The organism is Streptococcus sp. HMSC062D07 (genome assembly GCF_001814215.1).
In the GTDB taxonomy this organism is placed as follows: Bacteria; Bacillota; Bacilli; order Lactobacillales; family Streptococcaceae; genus Streptococcus; species Streptococcus infantis_I.
This window is the reverse complement of record NZ_KV815334.1, coordinates 135,760-150,031: the sequence shown is the minus strand read 5'-3', so window position 1 is coordinate 150,031 and position 14,272 is coordinate 135,760. Positions and strand designations below refer to the sequence as shown.

15 protein-coding genes are annotated in these 14,272 nt (G+C 39.3%); 6 read left to right on the top strand and 9 right to left on the bottom strand.

What is annotated here, in order from left to right; translation table 11 throughout:
• Positions 1 to 30 precede the first annotated feature (30 nt).
• A complete protein-coding gene (locus HMPREF2957_RS07500; RefSeq protein ID WP_070678635.1) occupies positions 31 to 1,308 on the bottom strand; it encodes a glutamate-cysteine ligase family protein in 1,278 nt (425 codons plus the stop codon).
• Between the two features lie 370 nt (positions 1,309 to 1,678).
• Here HMPREF2957_RS07500 and adhP point away from each other — a divergent pair, with 370 nt between their 5' ends.
• The 5 genes from adhP to HMPREF2957_RS09510 all read left to right on the top strand — a co-directional run bounded on the left by adhP (position 1,679) and on the right by HMPREF2957_RS09510 (position 6,040).
• Positions 1,679 to 2,698 (top strand): alcohol dehydrogenase AdhP, encoded by a 1,020-nt coding sequence (adhP, locus tag HMPREF2957_RS07495; RefSeq protein WP_070678633.1) that lies wholly within the window; start codon positions 1,679 to 1,681, stop codon positions 2,696 to 2,698.
• Positions 2,699 to 3,132: 434 nt separating this feature from the next.
• Positions 3,133 to 4,122 carry a PTS sugar transporter subunit IIB gene (locus HMPREF2957_RS07490; protein ID WP_070678630.1) on the top strand — a complete coding sequence of 330 codons (990 nt, stop codon included), beginning with the start codon at positions 3,133 to 3,135 and terminating at the stop codon, positions 4,120 to 4,122.
• 29 nt (positions 4,123 to 4,151) lie between these two features.
• The gene (locus HMPREF2957_RS07485) at positions 4,152 to 4,964 is read left to right on the top strand and encodes a PTS mannose/fructose/sorbose transporter subunit IIC (protein ID WP_004250648.1); all 813 of its coding nucleotides are present in this window, start codon (positions 4,152 to 4,154) and stop codon (positions 4,962 to 4,964) included.
• A gap of 14 nt (positions 4,965 to 4,978) precedes the next feature.
• On the top strand, positions 4,979 to 5,890 hold the full coding sequence (locus HMPREF2957_RS07480) for a PTS system mannose/fructose/sorbose family transporter subunit IID (RefSeq protein WP_070678627.1): 912 nt from the start codon (positions 4,979 to 4,981) through the stop codon (positions 5,888 to 5,890).
• Positions 5,891 to 5,950: 60 nt separating this feature from the next.
• Entirely contained in the window at positions 5,951 to 6,040 is a 90-nt protein-coding gene (locus HMPREF2957_RS09510; protein WP_367400507.1) for an IS3 family transposase, read from the top strand.
• 83 nt (positions 6,041 to 6,123) lie between these two features.
• Here the strand turns inward: HMPREF2957_RS09510 and HMPREF2957_RS07475 are convergent, their stop codons facing one another.
• The 8 genes from HMPREF2957_RS07475 to ruvB all read right to left on the bottom strand — a co-directional run bounded on the left by HMPREF2957_RS07475 (position 6,124) and on the right by ruvB (position 13,773).
• The gene (locus HMPREF2957_RS07475; protein ID WP_004250645.1) at positions 6,124 to 6,816 is read right to left on the bottom strand and encodes a leucine-rich repeat domain-containing protein; all 693 of its coding nucleotides are present in this window, start codon (positions 6,814 to 6,816) and stop codon (positions 6,124 to 6,126) included.
• Between the two features lie 368 nt (positions 6,817 to 7,184).
• Positions 7,185 to 7,430 (bottom strand): hypothetical protein, encoded by a 246-nt coding sequence (locus HMPREF2957_RS07470; protein WP_004250643.1) that lies wholly within the window; start codon positions 7,428 to 7,430, stop codon positions 7,185 to 7,187.
• A 166-nt stretch (positions 7,431 to 7,596) separates the two neighbouring features.
• A complete protein-coding gene (locus HMPREF2957_RS07465; protein ID WP_004250641.1) occupies positions 7,597 to 8,202 on the bottom strand; it encodes a DUF4230 domain-containing protein in 606 nt (201 codons plus the stop codon).
• 234 nt (positions 8,203 to 8,436) lie between these two features.
• Positions 8,437 to 9,753, bottom strand: a complete 1,317-nt coding sequence (locus HMPREF2957_RS07460) for an ISL3 family transposase (RefSeq protein ID WP_004250640.1) — start codon at positions 9,751 to 9,753, stop codon at positions 8,437 to 8,439.
• Between the two features lie 138 nt (positions 9,754 to 9,891).
• Positions 9,892 to 11,226 (bottom strand): aminopeptidase C, encoded by a 1,335-nt coding sequence (pepC, locus tag HMPREF2957_RS07455; RefSeq protein ID WP_004250638.1) that lies wholly within the window; start codon positions 11,224 to 11,226, stop codon positions 9,892 to 9,894.
• Positions 11,227 to 11,324: 98 nt separating this feature from the next.
• Entirely contained in the window at positions 11,325 to 12,056 is a 732-nt protein-coding gene (locus tag HMPREF2957_RS07450) for a pseudouridine synthase (RefSeq protein ID WP_070678624.1), read from the bottom strand.
• 165 nt (positions 12,057 to 12,221) lie between these two features.
• The gene (locus HMPREF2957_RS07445; protein ID WP_004250632.1) at positions 12,222 to 12,794 is read right to left on the bottom strand and encodes a nucleotidyltransferase family protein; all 573 of its coding nucleotides are present in this window, start codon (positions 12,792 to 12,794) and stop codon (positions 12,222 to 12,224) included.
• Positions 12,775 to 13,773, bottom strand: coding sequence for a Holliday junction branch migration DNA helicase RuvB (gene ruvB / locus HMPREF2957_RS07440; RefSeq protein WP_004250631.1), 999 nt, complete (start codon positions 13,771 to 13,773; stop codon positions 12,775 to 12,777). Before ruvB ends, HMPREF2957_RS07445 begins: the two co-directional genes overlap by 20 nt.
• 258 nt (positions 13,774 to 14,031) lie before the next feature.
• On the opposite strand from ruvB, the gene HMPREF2957_RS09280 reads away from it, so the two are divergent.
• Positions 14,032 to 14,181, top strand: coding sequence for a hypothetical protein (locus HMPREF2957_RS09280; protein WP_173390505.1), 150 nt, complete (start codon positions 14,032 to 14,034; stop codon positions 14,179 to 14,181).
• Positions 14,182 to 14,272 lie beyond the last annotated feature (91 nt).

The window sequence follows — 14,272 nt, the reverse complement described above, 5'->3', positions numbered from 1 at the left end:
TTTTCAGAAAATTCTTCCGTTATAAGAAAATTATACGTCCAATTCTTCTTTCAAAGGTTCTAAATAAGTCGTTTCACTATGACCTCTCATCTCAAGTCCTTGCTCTGCTATCGTTAGCAAGTCTTTGGAAAACTGGACAATCCCAGCTGTTTCTTCATCTGTGAGGTGTTTCTTAGAAAATTGTCTTCTCAAAGACTTGTAGTCACGACCAAAACTTTCAAAGAAAGGAGCTGTTTCTAGGTAAGCTTCAAGCTTGTCAAGATTCACCAACAAACCTAGATGAAAGGCTGCTGAAGCAAAAGTGCGGTCTAGTGGCTGGGTACAAACACTCCGAAATTCGACCGTTCCTCGAGTTGTTAAATCTTGGAATTGGTAGCTACGGTGCGTTTGGAAATCCTTCTCTTGAGGGACAAGAAGTGTTTCTTTCCCATTTAGAGTATAGGCAGGAATCTCGTCAGTAGCTAGGTAATCTCTAGCACGAATCGGAGAAAAATAGTAGGTTTCTCCATCTCTTTCTGCCGTAAAAATCGCAGAATGGTCGAGATAATCAAAGAAATCATCCTCATCTTTGAAGAGTTTTGAATTGACACCAACATTCTCTGGATAAATCCCATGCATGGAGTCTTCCCAAAAGATATCTCGTGAAATCTGGGTGTCCCAGTCTGCTCCAGAGAACTCAGAATTGGCAAACAAGAAAGCTTTGGCTGCCTCTATCTGTGTGAAAGCATTGATGACACGTAGGTAGTTAGCGGTCGAAACATCCAACTGGACTTGACTCCCGCAGATGAAGGCTCCGTATTGTGGAAAGTCATGTAAATGCGCACTTTCTTGGTGACTCCCCATACTCAGATAATCCATCAGCATCTGATAGCGTGGATAAGCCACAGGTCGATTGTCATTTTGATTCCAGTTTGGGTGAATCCCCCAACCTTGGATAGCATGTTCCTTTTCACCTAGCTTTTCTTGGATTACCTTCATATAAGTTTCAAAACGGCTTTCGATCTCTTGGATACTCCGAGCTCTGCCAAAGGCAAATTCCAAGGTCGTATAGGAAACCTCAAACAGAATTCGATCTTGACTCAACGGTTCTACAAGTTGAATCGGATTGCCATCCTGGTCCTCCTTTTCAACTTCCAGACTGAGAGCATCCACCAAAAAGCGCAACAAATCCTTGCTGACTTCAATATCTGTAGGTTGGCCTTTCGTATGAACGATAGGAAACTCCAACTCAATACCGATGTAGAGATCTGGATTTTCTTTGATATTTTTTAAATAGCGGTCTTTTAATAACTGAATTGAAGGGGACATACATACCTCTCACTCTAACTTCTTATACTAGAAAATAAATTACTCTCTATTATACCAAAAACTCCTAGAGATGAATCTTAGAAAATCTGTTTGTAAGCTCACTCCCTATATTTGAGGCCAAATAAGTTCCTCTTTATATGAAATTTTCCATGAATACGTTAGATATTATTGTGCAAATTTCACAGTATCGTCAACCAGTTAAGCGATTTCATATATTTTTACATAAATCTCCTTGCATTATATTAAATATCGTGATATAATTCACATATAGACAAAAAAGAGGGCAGTTCAAATTTGACTTCACTTGAATCACGATTTAAGGCAAGCCCCTTTTCCTCTGCACCTCAACTACTAACCAAGGAGGATAGCTATGAAAGCTGTTGTTGTAAATCCAGAAAGCACTGGTGTTGCTATTGAAGAAAAAGTGCTCCGTCCGCTCGAAAATGGCGAAGCACTTGTTGAAGTTGAGTACTGTGGTGTTTGCCATACAGACCTCCACGTTGCCCATGGTGACTTTGGAAAAGTTCCAGGACGTGTTCTCGGTCACGAAGGGATCGGTATCGTAAAAGAAATCGCTCCTGATGTTAAGAGTCTAAAAGTTGGTGACCGTGTCAGCGTAGCTTGGTTCTTTGAAGGCTGTGGCATGTGTGAATATTGTACAACCGGACGCGAAACCCTTTGCCGTACAGTAAAAAATGCTGGCTACTCAGTTGATGGTGGTATGGCAGAACAATGTATCGTAACTGCAGATTATGCCGTTAAGGTTCCAGAAGGTCTCGATCCAGCCCAAGCTTCTTCAATCACTTGTGCCGGTGTTACTACCTACAAGGCTATCAAAGAAGCAAAAGTTGAGCCAGGCCAATGGGTTGTACTCTATGGTGCTGGAGGACTTGGTAACTTAGCTGTTCAATACGCTAAAAAAGTATTCAACGCTCACGTTATAGCAGTAGATATTAACAACGATAAACTTGCTCTAGCTAAAGAAGTCGGTGCTGATATCGTGATTAATGGTCTTGAAGTCGAAGATGTTCCAGGCCTTATCAAAGAAAAAACAAACGGTGGTGCTCACTCAGCTGTCGTAACAGCTGTATCAAAAGTTGCCTTCAACCAAGCAGTTGACTCTGTTCGTGCAGGTGGTCGTGTAGTAGCTGTCGGACTCCCTTCAGAAATGATGGATCTAAGTATCGTTAAAACAGTTCTTGACGGTATTCAGGTCATCGGTTCCCTTGTTGGTACACGTAAAGATTTGGAAGAAGCTTTCCAATTTGGTGCTGAAGGTCTCGTGGTTCCAGTTGTTCAAAAACGGCCCGTCGAAGATGCCATTGCTGTCTTTGATGAAATGGCTGCTGGCACCATCCAAGGTCGCATGGTTCTAGACTTTACTCATTAAGATAGATAATAAATTCCAAAACGAGGTAGGGACAAAAGACCCCACCTCGTTTTTTAGCAATAAAATTTTGACATAGCAATTTATTGAACTTAAAGTTCTTTTTTTTAACGCTCAAGAACACTATTGACAAAACGTCATTTTACTATCCACATTCTTTAAGCATCCAATGGTTGAAGTATAGGGGGCTAGAAATAAGATACCGATTTGGTTCGTCGATTTCTGTACTAGGACTTTTTTATATTAAATTTTTTTACTATTCTCTAGATAAAACCACTAGATGTTGATATATCAACATCTCTAAAACAGCCTTCTCCCTCCACTTTTTAGGATTTATTATAAGTAGTTGATTTTTTGCTGAAAACGGTTTATACTTAAAGAGTCTTAAAGTTTTCTTAAACTACAAGCCAAACATTTTATAAGGAGGAATGACAATAATGAGTATCGGAATCATTATTGCGAGCCACGGTGAATTTGCCGCGGGTATTCATCAGTCAGGATCTATGATCTTTGGTGAACAAGAAAAGGTTCAAGTTGTAACCTTTATGCCAAACGAAGGTCCAGATGACTTATACGCAAAATTCAACAATGCTGTGGCTGCATTTGACGCAGAAGATGAGGTTCTAGTATTGGCTGACCTTTGGAGTGGTTCTCCATTTAACCAAGCTAGCCGCGTAATGGGAGAAAATCCTGAGCGTAAATTTGCCATCATCACAGGACTTAACTTGCCGATGTTAATCCAAGCCTACACCGAACGCCTGATGGACGCTAATGCCGGAGTGGCTAAAGTTGCTGCAAACATCATTAAAGAAGCCAAAGATGGCATCAAGGCCCTTCCAGAAGAGCTAAACCCAGCTGAGGAAGTTGCAACTGCTGCAGCTGCTCCTGTAGCCCAAGCTGCTATTCCAGAAGGAACTGTAATCGGAGACGGTAAATTGAAAATCAATCTTGCTCGTCTTGACACACGTCTTCTTCACGGGCAAGTCGCAACTGCTTGGACACCAGATTCAAAAGCAGACCGTATCATCGTTGCTTCAGATAACGTTGCTAAAGATGACCTTCGTAAAGAATTGATCAAACAAGCAGCTCCAAACGGAGTGAAGGCTAACGTTGTTCCAATCCAAAAATTGATTGAGGTTGCAAAAGACCCTCGTTTTGGTAACACACACGCCCTTATCTTGTTTGAAACACCACAAGATGCTCTTCGAGCTATCGAAGGTGGTGTACCAATCAAGACTCTTAACGTTGGATCAATGGCTCACTCAACTGGTAAAACAATGGTCAACAACGTATTGTCAATGGACAAAGACGACGTTGCTACATTTGAAAAAATGCGTGACCTTGGTGTTGAATTTGACGTACGTAAAGTACCAAACGACACTAAAAAAGATTTGTTTGACTTGATTAGCAAAGCTAACGTTCAATAATTAACATTAAATAGAAAAGGAATAAAACCATGTCAGATATTTCAATCATTTCTGCTATCTTGGTTGTAGTTGTTGCCTTCTTCGCAGGTCTTGAAGGTATCCTCGACCAATTCCAATTCCATCAACCAATCGTAGCATGTACCCTTATCGGGCTTGTAACTGGTAACCTCGAAGCTGGGGTTATGCTTGGTGGATCACTTCAAATGATCGCTCTTGGTTGGGCAAACATCGGAGCTGCTGTAGCTCCTGACGCTGCTCTTGCTTCTGTTGCTGCTGCAATCATCATGATTAAAGGTGGTAACTTTACTACTGAAGGTATCGCAGTCGCAACTGCAACTGCAATCCCTCTTGCCGTAGCTGGACTTTTCTTGACTATGATTGTTCGTACAATCTCAGTTGGTTTGGTTCACACTGCTGACGCTGCTGCTAAAGAAGGAAACATTGCAGCTGTTGAACGTGCTCACTACTTTGCCCTTGTTCTTCAAGGTCTACGTATTGCAATCCCTGCTGCCTTCCTTATCGCTATCCCTGCTTCTGCTGTTCAAGATGCTCTTAAATTGATGCCAGACTGGTTGAACGGTGGTATGGCTGTCGGTGGTGCCATGGTCGTTGCCGTTGGTTACGCTTTGGTTATCAACATGATGGCTACTCGTGAAGTATGGCCATTCTTCGCTATCGGTTTTGCTCTTGCAGCAATCTCTCAATTGACTTTGATTGCCCTTGGTGTCATCGGTGTTGCCCTTGCCTTCATCTACCTCAACCTTTCTAAACAAGGTGGAAACGGTGGCGGAGGAGCTGCAACTTCTAACGATCCAATCGGTGATATCCTAGAAGACTACTAGAAAGGGGAACAATCATGGCTGAAAAAATTCAATTATCAAAATCAGATCGCCAAAAAGTTTGGTGGCGTTCACAATTCCTTCAAGGTTCTTGGAACTACGAACGTATGCAAAACTTGGGTTGGGCTTACTCTTTGATCCCAGCTATCAAGAAACTTTACACTAAAAAAGAAGACCAAGCAGCTGCTCTTGAGCGTCACCTTGAATTCTTCAACACTCACCCATACGTAGCTGCTCCAATCATGGGGGTTACTCTTGCACTTGAAGAAGAACGCGCTAACGGTACTGAAATCGATGACGCTGCTATCCAAGGTGTTAAGATCGGTATGATGGGACCTCTTGCCGGTATCGGTGACCCAGTCTTCTGGTTTACAGTTCGTCCGATCCTTGGTGCCCTTGGTGCTTCACTTGCTGCAACTGGTAACATCGTTGGACCACTTCTCTTCTTCTTTGGATGGAATGCAATCCGTATGTCTTTCCTTTGGTATACACAAGAGTTTGGTTACAAGGCTGGATCTGAAATCACTAAAGACATGTCAGGTGGTATCTTGAAAGACATCACTAAAGGAGCTTCTATCCTTGGTATGTTTATCCTTGCCGTTCTTGTACAACGTTGGGTATCCATCAACTTCACTATCAACCTTCCAGGTAAACAATTATCAGAAGGTGCCTACATCAACTTCCCAGAAGGTCCTGTTACAGGTGGAGAATTGAAGGGTATTCTTGGTCAAGCACTTAGTGGCATGAGCTTGGATAGCGTTCAACCACAAACGCTTCAAGGTCAGTTGAACTCATTGATTCCAGGATTGATGGGACTTCTCCTTACTTTCCTTTGCATGTGGTTGCTTAAGAAAAAAGTATCTCCAATCACAATCATCCTTGCCCTCTTTGCAGTTGGTATCGCAGCTCGTTTCTTCGGTATTATGTAATCTCGGTGAGAACATACAAACAAAAAAGAATCAGGTTTATCACCTGATTCTTTTGGCTCTTTGTCAAATAGTGTTGATGAAGAACCTAATGAAAAAAGAATCCAACAAAAATTGGACTACCTGTCTCCGGTTGAATACCGAAGACGGTAGCCCTAGGGTGTTTTTATTAAATTCTCACTTTTTGGGGTCAGTCCCTAAGCCTGATAGTAGTTTCTTGTTCATACTATTCCCCTTTAGTCATTTACTACTTTGAGTCCTAAACTATTGGCAGCCTCTTCTGCCTTTGATCCCTTAGGTGTATGGATTTCTACATTCTTATTTGAATTTTCTGGGAAGTAAAATAAGTCTGTTATTTCAATTACACTTTCAGGTATTGTGATCGATTTGATTGATGGTGTGTCTGAAAATACCAATTGACCAATTGATTTTGTTCCTTCTGGAAATACAACAGACTCTAGAGAACTTGCTCCTAAAAATGCGTGATCATCAACAGTTTCTAATGATGTTCCTAAATAAATGTACTTCAATGCTTTATCTTGACCAAAAGATGACTCTCCAACATATCTTACTGTATCTGGTAAGACGATTGCTTCACATTTTTCAAGATTTGCCATACCACGCTGTGCAATCGCTATAACAGGTTTACCATTAATGGTTTTTGGTACACGAACAACCTTGTCGTCAGAAGTACAACTATAGATTGCGTATCCTTCTTGCCACTCTTCATATGTGAAGTACTTTTCATCTGTATCCGGGAAGTCTTTGAAGTTCTTCTCTGTTACTTCAGAGTTATTTGTTGTGGTATTTTTTGTTTCTATTGTAGAAGTACTTGTTGTGGTATTTTGTTTTGACTCCTTAGGTCCGCATCCTACTAAACCTGATAAGAGTACTGCTGCACATAAGCCTGATAATAGTTTCTTGTTCATTATTTCTCCTCCTAATATTTTATGAATATATTAATACCTATATGTTATAAGATGTAGATATTCTTGCTAATATCAAATATTTCTATTTAATCTTCCTATAAATATACGCATGTTAATATATTAATATCTTTAAGTATTTATAACTATAGTTCCTTAATTTTCCCAGTAAAAAACGAAAGGCACCACAAGTTATTTATATGTTTTCTTTAAACGATTCATGTACTTCTGTCGCAACTTCTCGCCCGTCTTTAATTGCGGTTGCGATAGATTGAGGACCTAAATATGCATCACCTGTTATTATTTATTTCTATTGTATTCTGATGTTGACCGAAAGTCAAATTTTTACCTTTCATCTAGAACACTAAAGTCTACTTTTGTTCAATTGCTGCAACGACAAGATCACATGGAATAATATGTTCACTACCTGCCACTTCATGCGTTAATCTTCTTCCACTTTCATCTGATTCACCAAGTTCCATTGTAATAACCTTTACACCAGTTACTTTCCCACTCTCATCACGCAATACTTCTTTAATATTCTCTAAGAAATGGAATGTAACACCTTCATTGTGTGCATCTTTGATTTGTAGTATAGCTTCTAGTATATTGTTCATATGGTCATCATCCTTTTGTTTTAGGTTTAGGCGCTTTTAATATAATGGATGTTGGCCTTTTTGTATACACTAAAATAGGGTTGGTGGAAAATTTCCATCAACCCTAAAAATTATAGAACCACACAAAACCCTGACCAGAGATGGTCAGGGTTTTGTATTTCAAAAATTATTCTGTAAATTCTATAGTTACTTTTACTTCAGAATCCATTGAAGAAAATATTGTTTTATAATAATTGATTGCAGATTCTTTAATTTCACTCTTAAATTTATCTAAATACTCTGCTTGTTTATCACTAGAAAGTTGGTTTGTGACCAATTTCCCAGTATCAACATCTTCTGTAGTCCCACTTAATAACTCTCCATGACTATCATATAAATCATAAGGATCATCTTTTGAAAGTTCAACACCAATTACTTCCAATTTTGGAACAATAACCTTATATTCTTTTTCGCTTATTTGTTCAACCTTTACACTACTTTTAATTCCAAATTTAGCGTTATAATTTAAAATTACTAATGCTGCTTTTTTAGAGAACGGCACATCAAACCCAAAAACTTGAGTTGTTTTTGTTTCAGAAATAATTTCATTAATTCCCGCATTCAAAAATACAACTTCATTCACTTTTTCAATACTTTCGATATTAATTGACGATTTGACTTCTGATTTATGTTCCTTAGGTAAGAAAAATAGCACTCCAATAGCTATAATAGCTATTAATACCAGATTCAATAGAACACTAAACTTATTAAATTTCTTCTTTAATATAGACAAGATAAAAAAACCTCACTTTAAATAATCTATCTAAATTTTACACATTCTAAAGAAAACAGTCAATATTTTTTCGTACTATCTTCTAAAATTAATTGTGCCTATTAAAAATGAAATTAGTTTGTTGCATTTGATTATATTTTTTGAACACCAAATCCATTTAAAATTGAGTGCTATTTTGAGCACTAAAAAAGGGCTCTTTGTCAAATAGTGTTGATGAAGAAATTTAGGAAGGGATTAAGCAACTAATTGTTGCTTAATTCCTTTTTGTTTTGGGCCAAACATTTTTGTTATTAAAATAATCCTATTTCTAAAATAGTAATAGTTTCTAAAGCCGTAGGCATTTCTTTTAAGCACTTTTATTTTATTGTTTATTCCTTCAATAGGGCCTTTTGTTCTAGTTGGATACTCACAAGTATTTTGAATATATGGCAAGTAAGTCATAAGAGTCTTTAATACTCTTTTTAAACCAGGAGATAGGTCTAATTGCGTAGCTGCTTCAATCGTTTCCTTGAATTCTATATAATCTCTATCCTGTATACATTCACGAGGTGAATGTACAACCTCATAATCATTTTTTAGAGATGGATTGTTTTCTAAGATATAATCTACGATTCCTTTACTTGTTATGAAGCTTTCAAAAAGCTTATAACGATTATATTTATAGTTCTGAAGTTCATTAGGGTTCTTTAAAATTAACTTCCAATAATGTTTTAACTTTCGATATAATTTAGGATTTTTATAACGATGCTGATTCATGATACGTACCCGAGTTCGATTTAGTTCTCTATTCAAGGCTTGTACAATGTGAAAAGGATCAATGATAATTTTTGCGTTAAGAAACATTTCTTTTATTAATTGAATGTATGGCAAGTACATATCGATGGAGATAGTTTTCACCTTTAATCTAGTCTTAGGCTCAAAACGATAAAAATATTGTTTCAAACTGTAAGATTTTCTATCTCGTACAACATCGACCAACTTGTGTGTAGTGCTATCACAAATAATGAAGCTCATATTACTATCGGAAGATTTAACAGATTTAAATTCATCAAAACACAAATGCTCGGGTAAATCATGTAATGGTTTAATCGTTAATAATCGTGCTGTATCATCTATGATACGTCTAACGGTATGAATTGAAACATTTGTTTCTTTGGCAATATATGTTTCAGATACTGTTTCACTTATTTTTGCCTTAATTTCATTTTTTAATCGTTTCGAGATATGACAGTATTTTTCTACAATTCGACTAGTATCTGCAGTAAATGAAGAACCACATTCTCTACAGAGAAATCTCTGATTTCGTAGATTTAAGTAGGCTGGAAGGCCTGAAACAGAACAGAGAGTGATACGAGAAGTTTTCGTCCCGTTTTTAACTATATTGTTATTTTGGCTAACGCACCCACAAACGGCACAAAATTCTGGTTTATGCGTATATGTAGCTGAATAAAATAAAGATTTTCTATTTTTTAATATCTTCTCTTGAACATTATTATCCCAAATAATGTTTTTATCTTTGATTTGTAGTGTAGCTTCTAGTATATTGTTCATATGGTCATCATTCTTTTGTTTTAGGTTTAGGCGCTTTTAATATAATGGATGTTGGCCTTTTTGTATACACTAAAATAGGGTTGGTGGAAAATTTCCACCAACCCTAAAAATTATAGAAACATTCTTTTTATATCTCATTTATTCTGCCAAGGCACCCATTGGATCCCATGGTGCAAGGACGATTGGTTCTGCTTCATAAGCAGCTCGTTCTTCTGCTGTCAGTAATTCTTTACGGACAACGATTTGGTAAGTATATTCGTCCATCCAAGCATCTGAAGCAACAAAGTAACCATCTGTTCCGACCTTGTCTCCCCATGAGTTTTCAACTTTCCACTTAGTTGATTTACCATTTTCATCCAAATCAACACCTGTCAAGACCATAGCGTGGGTCATCAAGCTTTCGCTGTAGTCCAAACGTCCAGCCTTGTCTTGAGTGAGTTGAATATCCATACTTGATTCAAAATCATAGACATCTGTCGCAAGGATTCCTGCTTTACGGTTGCTGAGCTGGCCGACATCTGAACCAAACCAAACAGTTTCTCCTATTTGCATTTGGGCAATGGCCAATTCCTTCAAGCGTTCCATCGGTACGTTAATGTAGCGAACTGCACGGCTACCAACAACATTTCCCAACATCTCAACTGTATAGGATTTGCCATATGGTTTATCAGCAGTTGGAGCATTGATCACAGAAACATAGTCTTCTAGTGGAAGGTCAACATATTTCTTGTAAAACTCTTGTGGAGTGATGCCTTTTTCGCTTTGGTAGTTGTCATCCTTATCGCGATAAGCAAAGTTAAATTGACGTGGTGGGAGCCCCAATGACATAGCAAGGAAGTTAAAGATTTCTTGCAAGAGGTCTTCTTTCTTGGCTTGAACAGTTGCTTGGTCAGCGCCAGAAGCCAAGAGGTCACGCAAGATTTGAGCATCTTGACGAAGCAATTTGTTAAGGATTGCATTGAGCTCACGGCTACTACTAGATGAAACAGACTCTGGATAAACAGACTTAGGAACGACACCGTATTTCTCAAAGAGAGAAACTACCATATCCCACTGACCACCATCTTGTTGTGGAGTTTGGAGTAGGAAGCTAACCTTGCGGCTTGTCAATTCTTGGTCAGCAGTCGCAATGACTTGCTCTAAGAACCAGTTGGATTTCTCGTACTTGTCCCAGAAGAAGGTGTGGGCTTGTGACAACTCAAAGTTTTCCAGTTTGTATTGAGAGATGAGTTTGTGGCGGAAGGTGTTGAGAGCTGCGAACATCCAGCAACGACCAGAGGCCTTCTGGTTAGTCACCTTGTCCTTGGTCAAATCCAATGAGAAAACAGGGGTGTTGTCAACATGGCTTTGACGACGTTCTAGGGCTGCAAAAATTCCGTTGTGGCTTGCAGCATTTTCAATCGCTTGGTATTTGACATTTGCTTCATAGTTAGCAAATAATTTATCTGTAAATGATTCTTGAATCGCGTTCATAGATTCCTCCTTTTTTCTTACTGTCTATTATAACGCTTTTCACAAAGGAAGCAACCAAAAACTGAAAAAGGTAGGGATATTTCCCCTACCTTTTCCGATTATCCAGTATATTGAACACTTTCAAGCAAGCCTTCTAGTTCTTCCTTGGTTAAACGACGCCATTCCCCACGTTTCAAATTCTCATCCAAGGTCAACGTTCCCATGGTCAGACGTTGCAAGTCCACAACTTCCTTGCCACAGTAGGCCACCATCCGTTTGACCTGGTGGAATTTCCCTTCTGCAATGGTCACTCGAACCAAGCTTTCTTCCTTTTCCGTATCAATCGACACAAGCTCCAGCTTGGCAGGCTGACAGGTAAAGTCCTTGAGCGGAATTCCTTGCGCAAATGCCTCAACATCTGCATCTGTCATGATTCCCTTGACCTGCGCCAGATAGGTCTTATCCACATGGCGTTTAGGCGAAAGGAGAGCATGAGCCAGCTTGCCATCATTGGTTAAGAGCAAGAGTCCATGCGTATCGATATCCAAGCGCCCTACCGGGAAAACTTCCTTGGCACGTGCATAGTCATCCAACAAATCCAAAACAGTCTTGTGTTTAGGATCTTCAGTCGCTGAGATAACGCCCTGGGGCTTGTTCATCATATAGTAAACAAACTCCTCGTAGTCTAGCTTTTGTCCGTCAAAACAAATCTCGTCTGTCTCTTCATCAATTTGTAGCTTGGCAGATTTTTCTTTCTCGCCATTGACCGTCACGCGCCCAGCCTTTAGAAAGTTTTTTACCTCGGTCCGACTCCCGACAGCACAGGCAACTAAAAATTTATCTAATCTCATAGGGCTATTATATCATGAAAAAACATAGAATTAGAACAAAAAAAGCCGCCTGATTGGGCGACTTAATTTTTTTATAGGGAGATTATTATGAAAAAGTTTTAGGAGTATAAGTTAAGGTCTTCTTAACTTATGAGATAAGTATACAGCTCCTATCTTAAAGTTTCCTTAAGTATTTTTAAATGTGAGATTTTTCCATTTTTCTCGCCAGTTTTTCTTAGATAAACGCTGTTGATAAAGCTTCATCCGGTCGTCATTTTCTAAAAAATGGGGAGTTGGAGAAACCTGAAAGTTCAAAATATCCTCCAAACCATAAGGCGCAAAGAGCTCTAAAGTTGCGTCAACTTGCAAGCGAAGTCCTATCGCCGTACAACGTTCGGGATATTTACTCATAGCGTCACAGGAATTCACATACGGTTCCGTATGGGGACTATGCTGATGCATATAGGCTTGATTTTTCAACTCCCATTGATACTGGGGAAAATCCTCTCTCAACTTACTTTCTATAGCCAGCGTTTCTTCATAACTCACCTCTGGGTCAAAGAAAATGACGTCCACATCCGTTTCACGGTCAAAAGCTGGTTTATCTGACAAGAGATTCCAGATAAAATTTCGAACCGAACCAGCTGCTAACCAGGAATCTTTCAACTCCAAGTCACGAATGATAGTCAGAATAGCCATCATATCAGGATTTTCTCTGAAAGAGTCTAAAATATCAGCCTTATTTTTCAATGTATTCATACCCCAAATGCTCATAAGCCTTGGCTGTCGCGACCCGTCCTGAACGAGTTCGCATGATAAATCCTTTCTGGATCAGGTAAGGTTCGTACATATCCTCAACCGTCTCACGCTCTTCAGCGATATTAACCGAAAGAGTTCCTAGACCGACAGGACCCCCACCGTACATCTCAATCATGGTGCGAAGGATTTTCTGGTCTACATAGTCCAAACCTTCATGGTCTACATCCAGCATAGTCAAGGCCTTATCCGTAATCACATCATCAATCAAGCCATCGCCCATAATCTGCGCAAAATCACGCACGCGCTTGAGGAGACGATTGGCGATACGAGGAGTTCCACGACTGCGTAAAGCTAACTCGGAAGCCGCCTCATGAGTGATTTCCATCTCAAAGATATCTGCCGTCCGCTCGACAATCTCTGTCAAGTCAGCATGTTCGTAATATTCCATGTGACCTGTAATCCCAAAACGGGCACGAAGAGGATTGGACAGCATCCCAGCTCGTGTCGTTGCCCCAATCAAGGTAAAAGGTGGCAAATCTAGATGGACACTACGGCTAGCTTCTCCTGCACCAATCATGATGTCAATGTAGAAGTCTTCCATGGCACTGTAAAGGACCTCTTCTACCGACATGGGCAAGCGATGAATCTCATCAATAAAAAGAACATCTCCTGGCTCCAAGTCATTCAAAATCGCTACCAAATCACCTGCTTTTTCGATGACAGGACCAGACGTCTGCTTAAGATTGACTCCCAATTCATTGGCAATGACAAAAGCCATGGTTGTTTTCCCGAGACCTGGAGGGCCAAACAAAAGAACATGATCTAGCGCCTCATCACGCATTTTTGCTGCCTCGATAAAGATTTGAAGCTGATCCTTGACCTTGTCTTGTCCGATATATTCACGTAAATATTGGGGACGGAGGGTACGCTCTACCAACTCCTCATCACCCATGATTTCATTATCTAAAATTCTACTCATGTTCCTATTATAGCAAAAATCCAGCCTACAAACAAAAAAGCCACCTGATTTGGTGGCTTCTTTAGGGAGATTATTATGAAAAAGGAAAAATAAAATCTTATTAAATCAATGCTTTTGGAGGATGCCCCCTCCAACTCCCCGACCTCTGGACAAGGTCTATTTTTTTTGAAAAAATTTAAAAAAACTTCATCAAAACGCTTGACTTTCTCGGTATACCGTGATATAATATAATCAAGATAAGGAAAGGAGGTGAGGAAGTTGAACAAAGAAGATTGGCTTAGGTTACTTGAAAAGGCAATAGACAATATTCCTGAAACAGTAACTGCTATCGCAAGTCTGGTGACTGCAATAACAGTCGCAAGGCAAAATAAAAAGCGTAAACCCGAATCCCGCAAAAGAAAAAGGTAAACGCTAAGAGGTAGGGGCGAAAGCCCCTCACACCTCTATTTTATCAAATGAAAAGAGGAAAAGCAATGGTTAGTGCAATAGCTATTTTTAT

Bases quoted from the DNA above. Each gene is read 5' to 3' on its own strand.
- HMPREF2957_RS07500 (WP_070678635.1), bottom strand. From the start codon at position 1,308: ATGTCCCCTTCAATTCAGTTATTAAAAGACCGCTATTTAAAAAATATC.
- adhP (WP_070678633.1), top strand. From the start codon at position 1,679: ATGAAAGCTGTTGTTGTAAATCCAGAAAGCACTGGTGTTGCTATTGAA.
- HMPREF2957_RS07490 (WP_070678630.1), top strand. From the start codon at position 3,133: ATGAGTATCGGAATCATTATTGCGAGCCACGGTGAATTTGCCGCGGGT.
- HMPREF2957_RS07485 (WP_004250648.1), top strand. From the start codon at position 4,152: ATGTCAGATATTTCAATCATTTCTGCTATCTTGGTTGTAGTTGTTGCC.
- HMPREF2957_RS07480 (WP_070678627.1), top strand. From the start codon at position 4,979: ATGGCTGAAAAAATTCAATTATCAAAATCAGATCGCCAAAAAGTTTGG.
- HMPREF2957_RS07475 (WP_004250645.1), bottom strand. From the start codon at position 6,816: ATGAACAAGAAACTATTATCAGGCTTATGTGCAGCAGTACTCTTATCA.
- HMPREF2957_RS07470 (WP_004250643.1), bottom strand. From the start codon at position 7,430: ATGAACAATATACTAGAAGCTATACTACAAATCAAAGATGCACACAAT.
- HMPREF2957_RS07460 (WP_004250640.1), bottom strand. From the start codon at position 9,753: ATGAACAATATACTAGAAGCTACACTACAAATCAAAGATAAAAACATT.
- pepC (WP_004250638.1), bottom strand. From the start codon at position 11,226: ATGAACGCGATTCAAGAATCATTTACAGATAAATTATTTGCTAACTAT.
- HMPREF2957_RS07450 (WP_070678624.1), bottom strand. From the start codon at position 12,056: ATGAGATTAGATAAATTTTTAGTTGCCTGTGCTGTCGGGAGTCGGACC.
- HMPREF2957_RS07445 (WP_004250632.1), bottom strand. From the start codon at position 12,794: ATGAATACATTGAAAAATAAGGCTGATATTTTAGACTCTTTCAGAGAA.
- ruvB (WP_004250631.1), bottom strand. From the start codon at position 13,773: ATGAGTAGAATTTTAGATAATGAAATCATGGGTGATGAGGAGTTGGTA.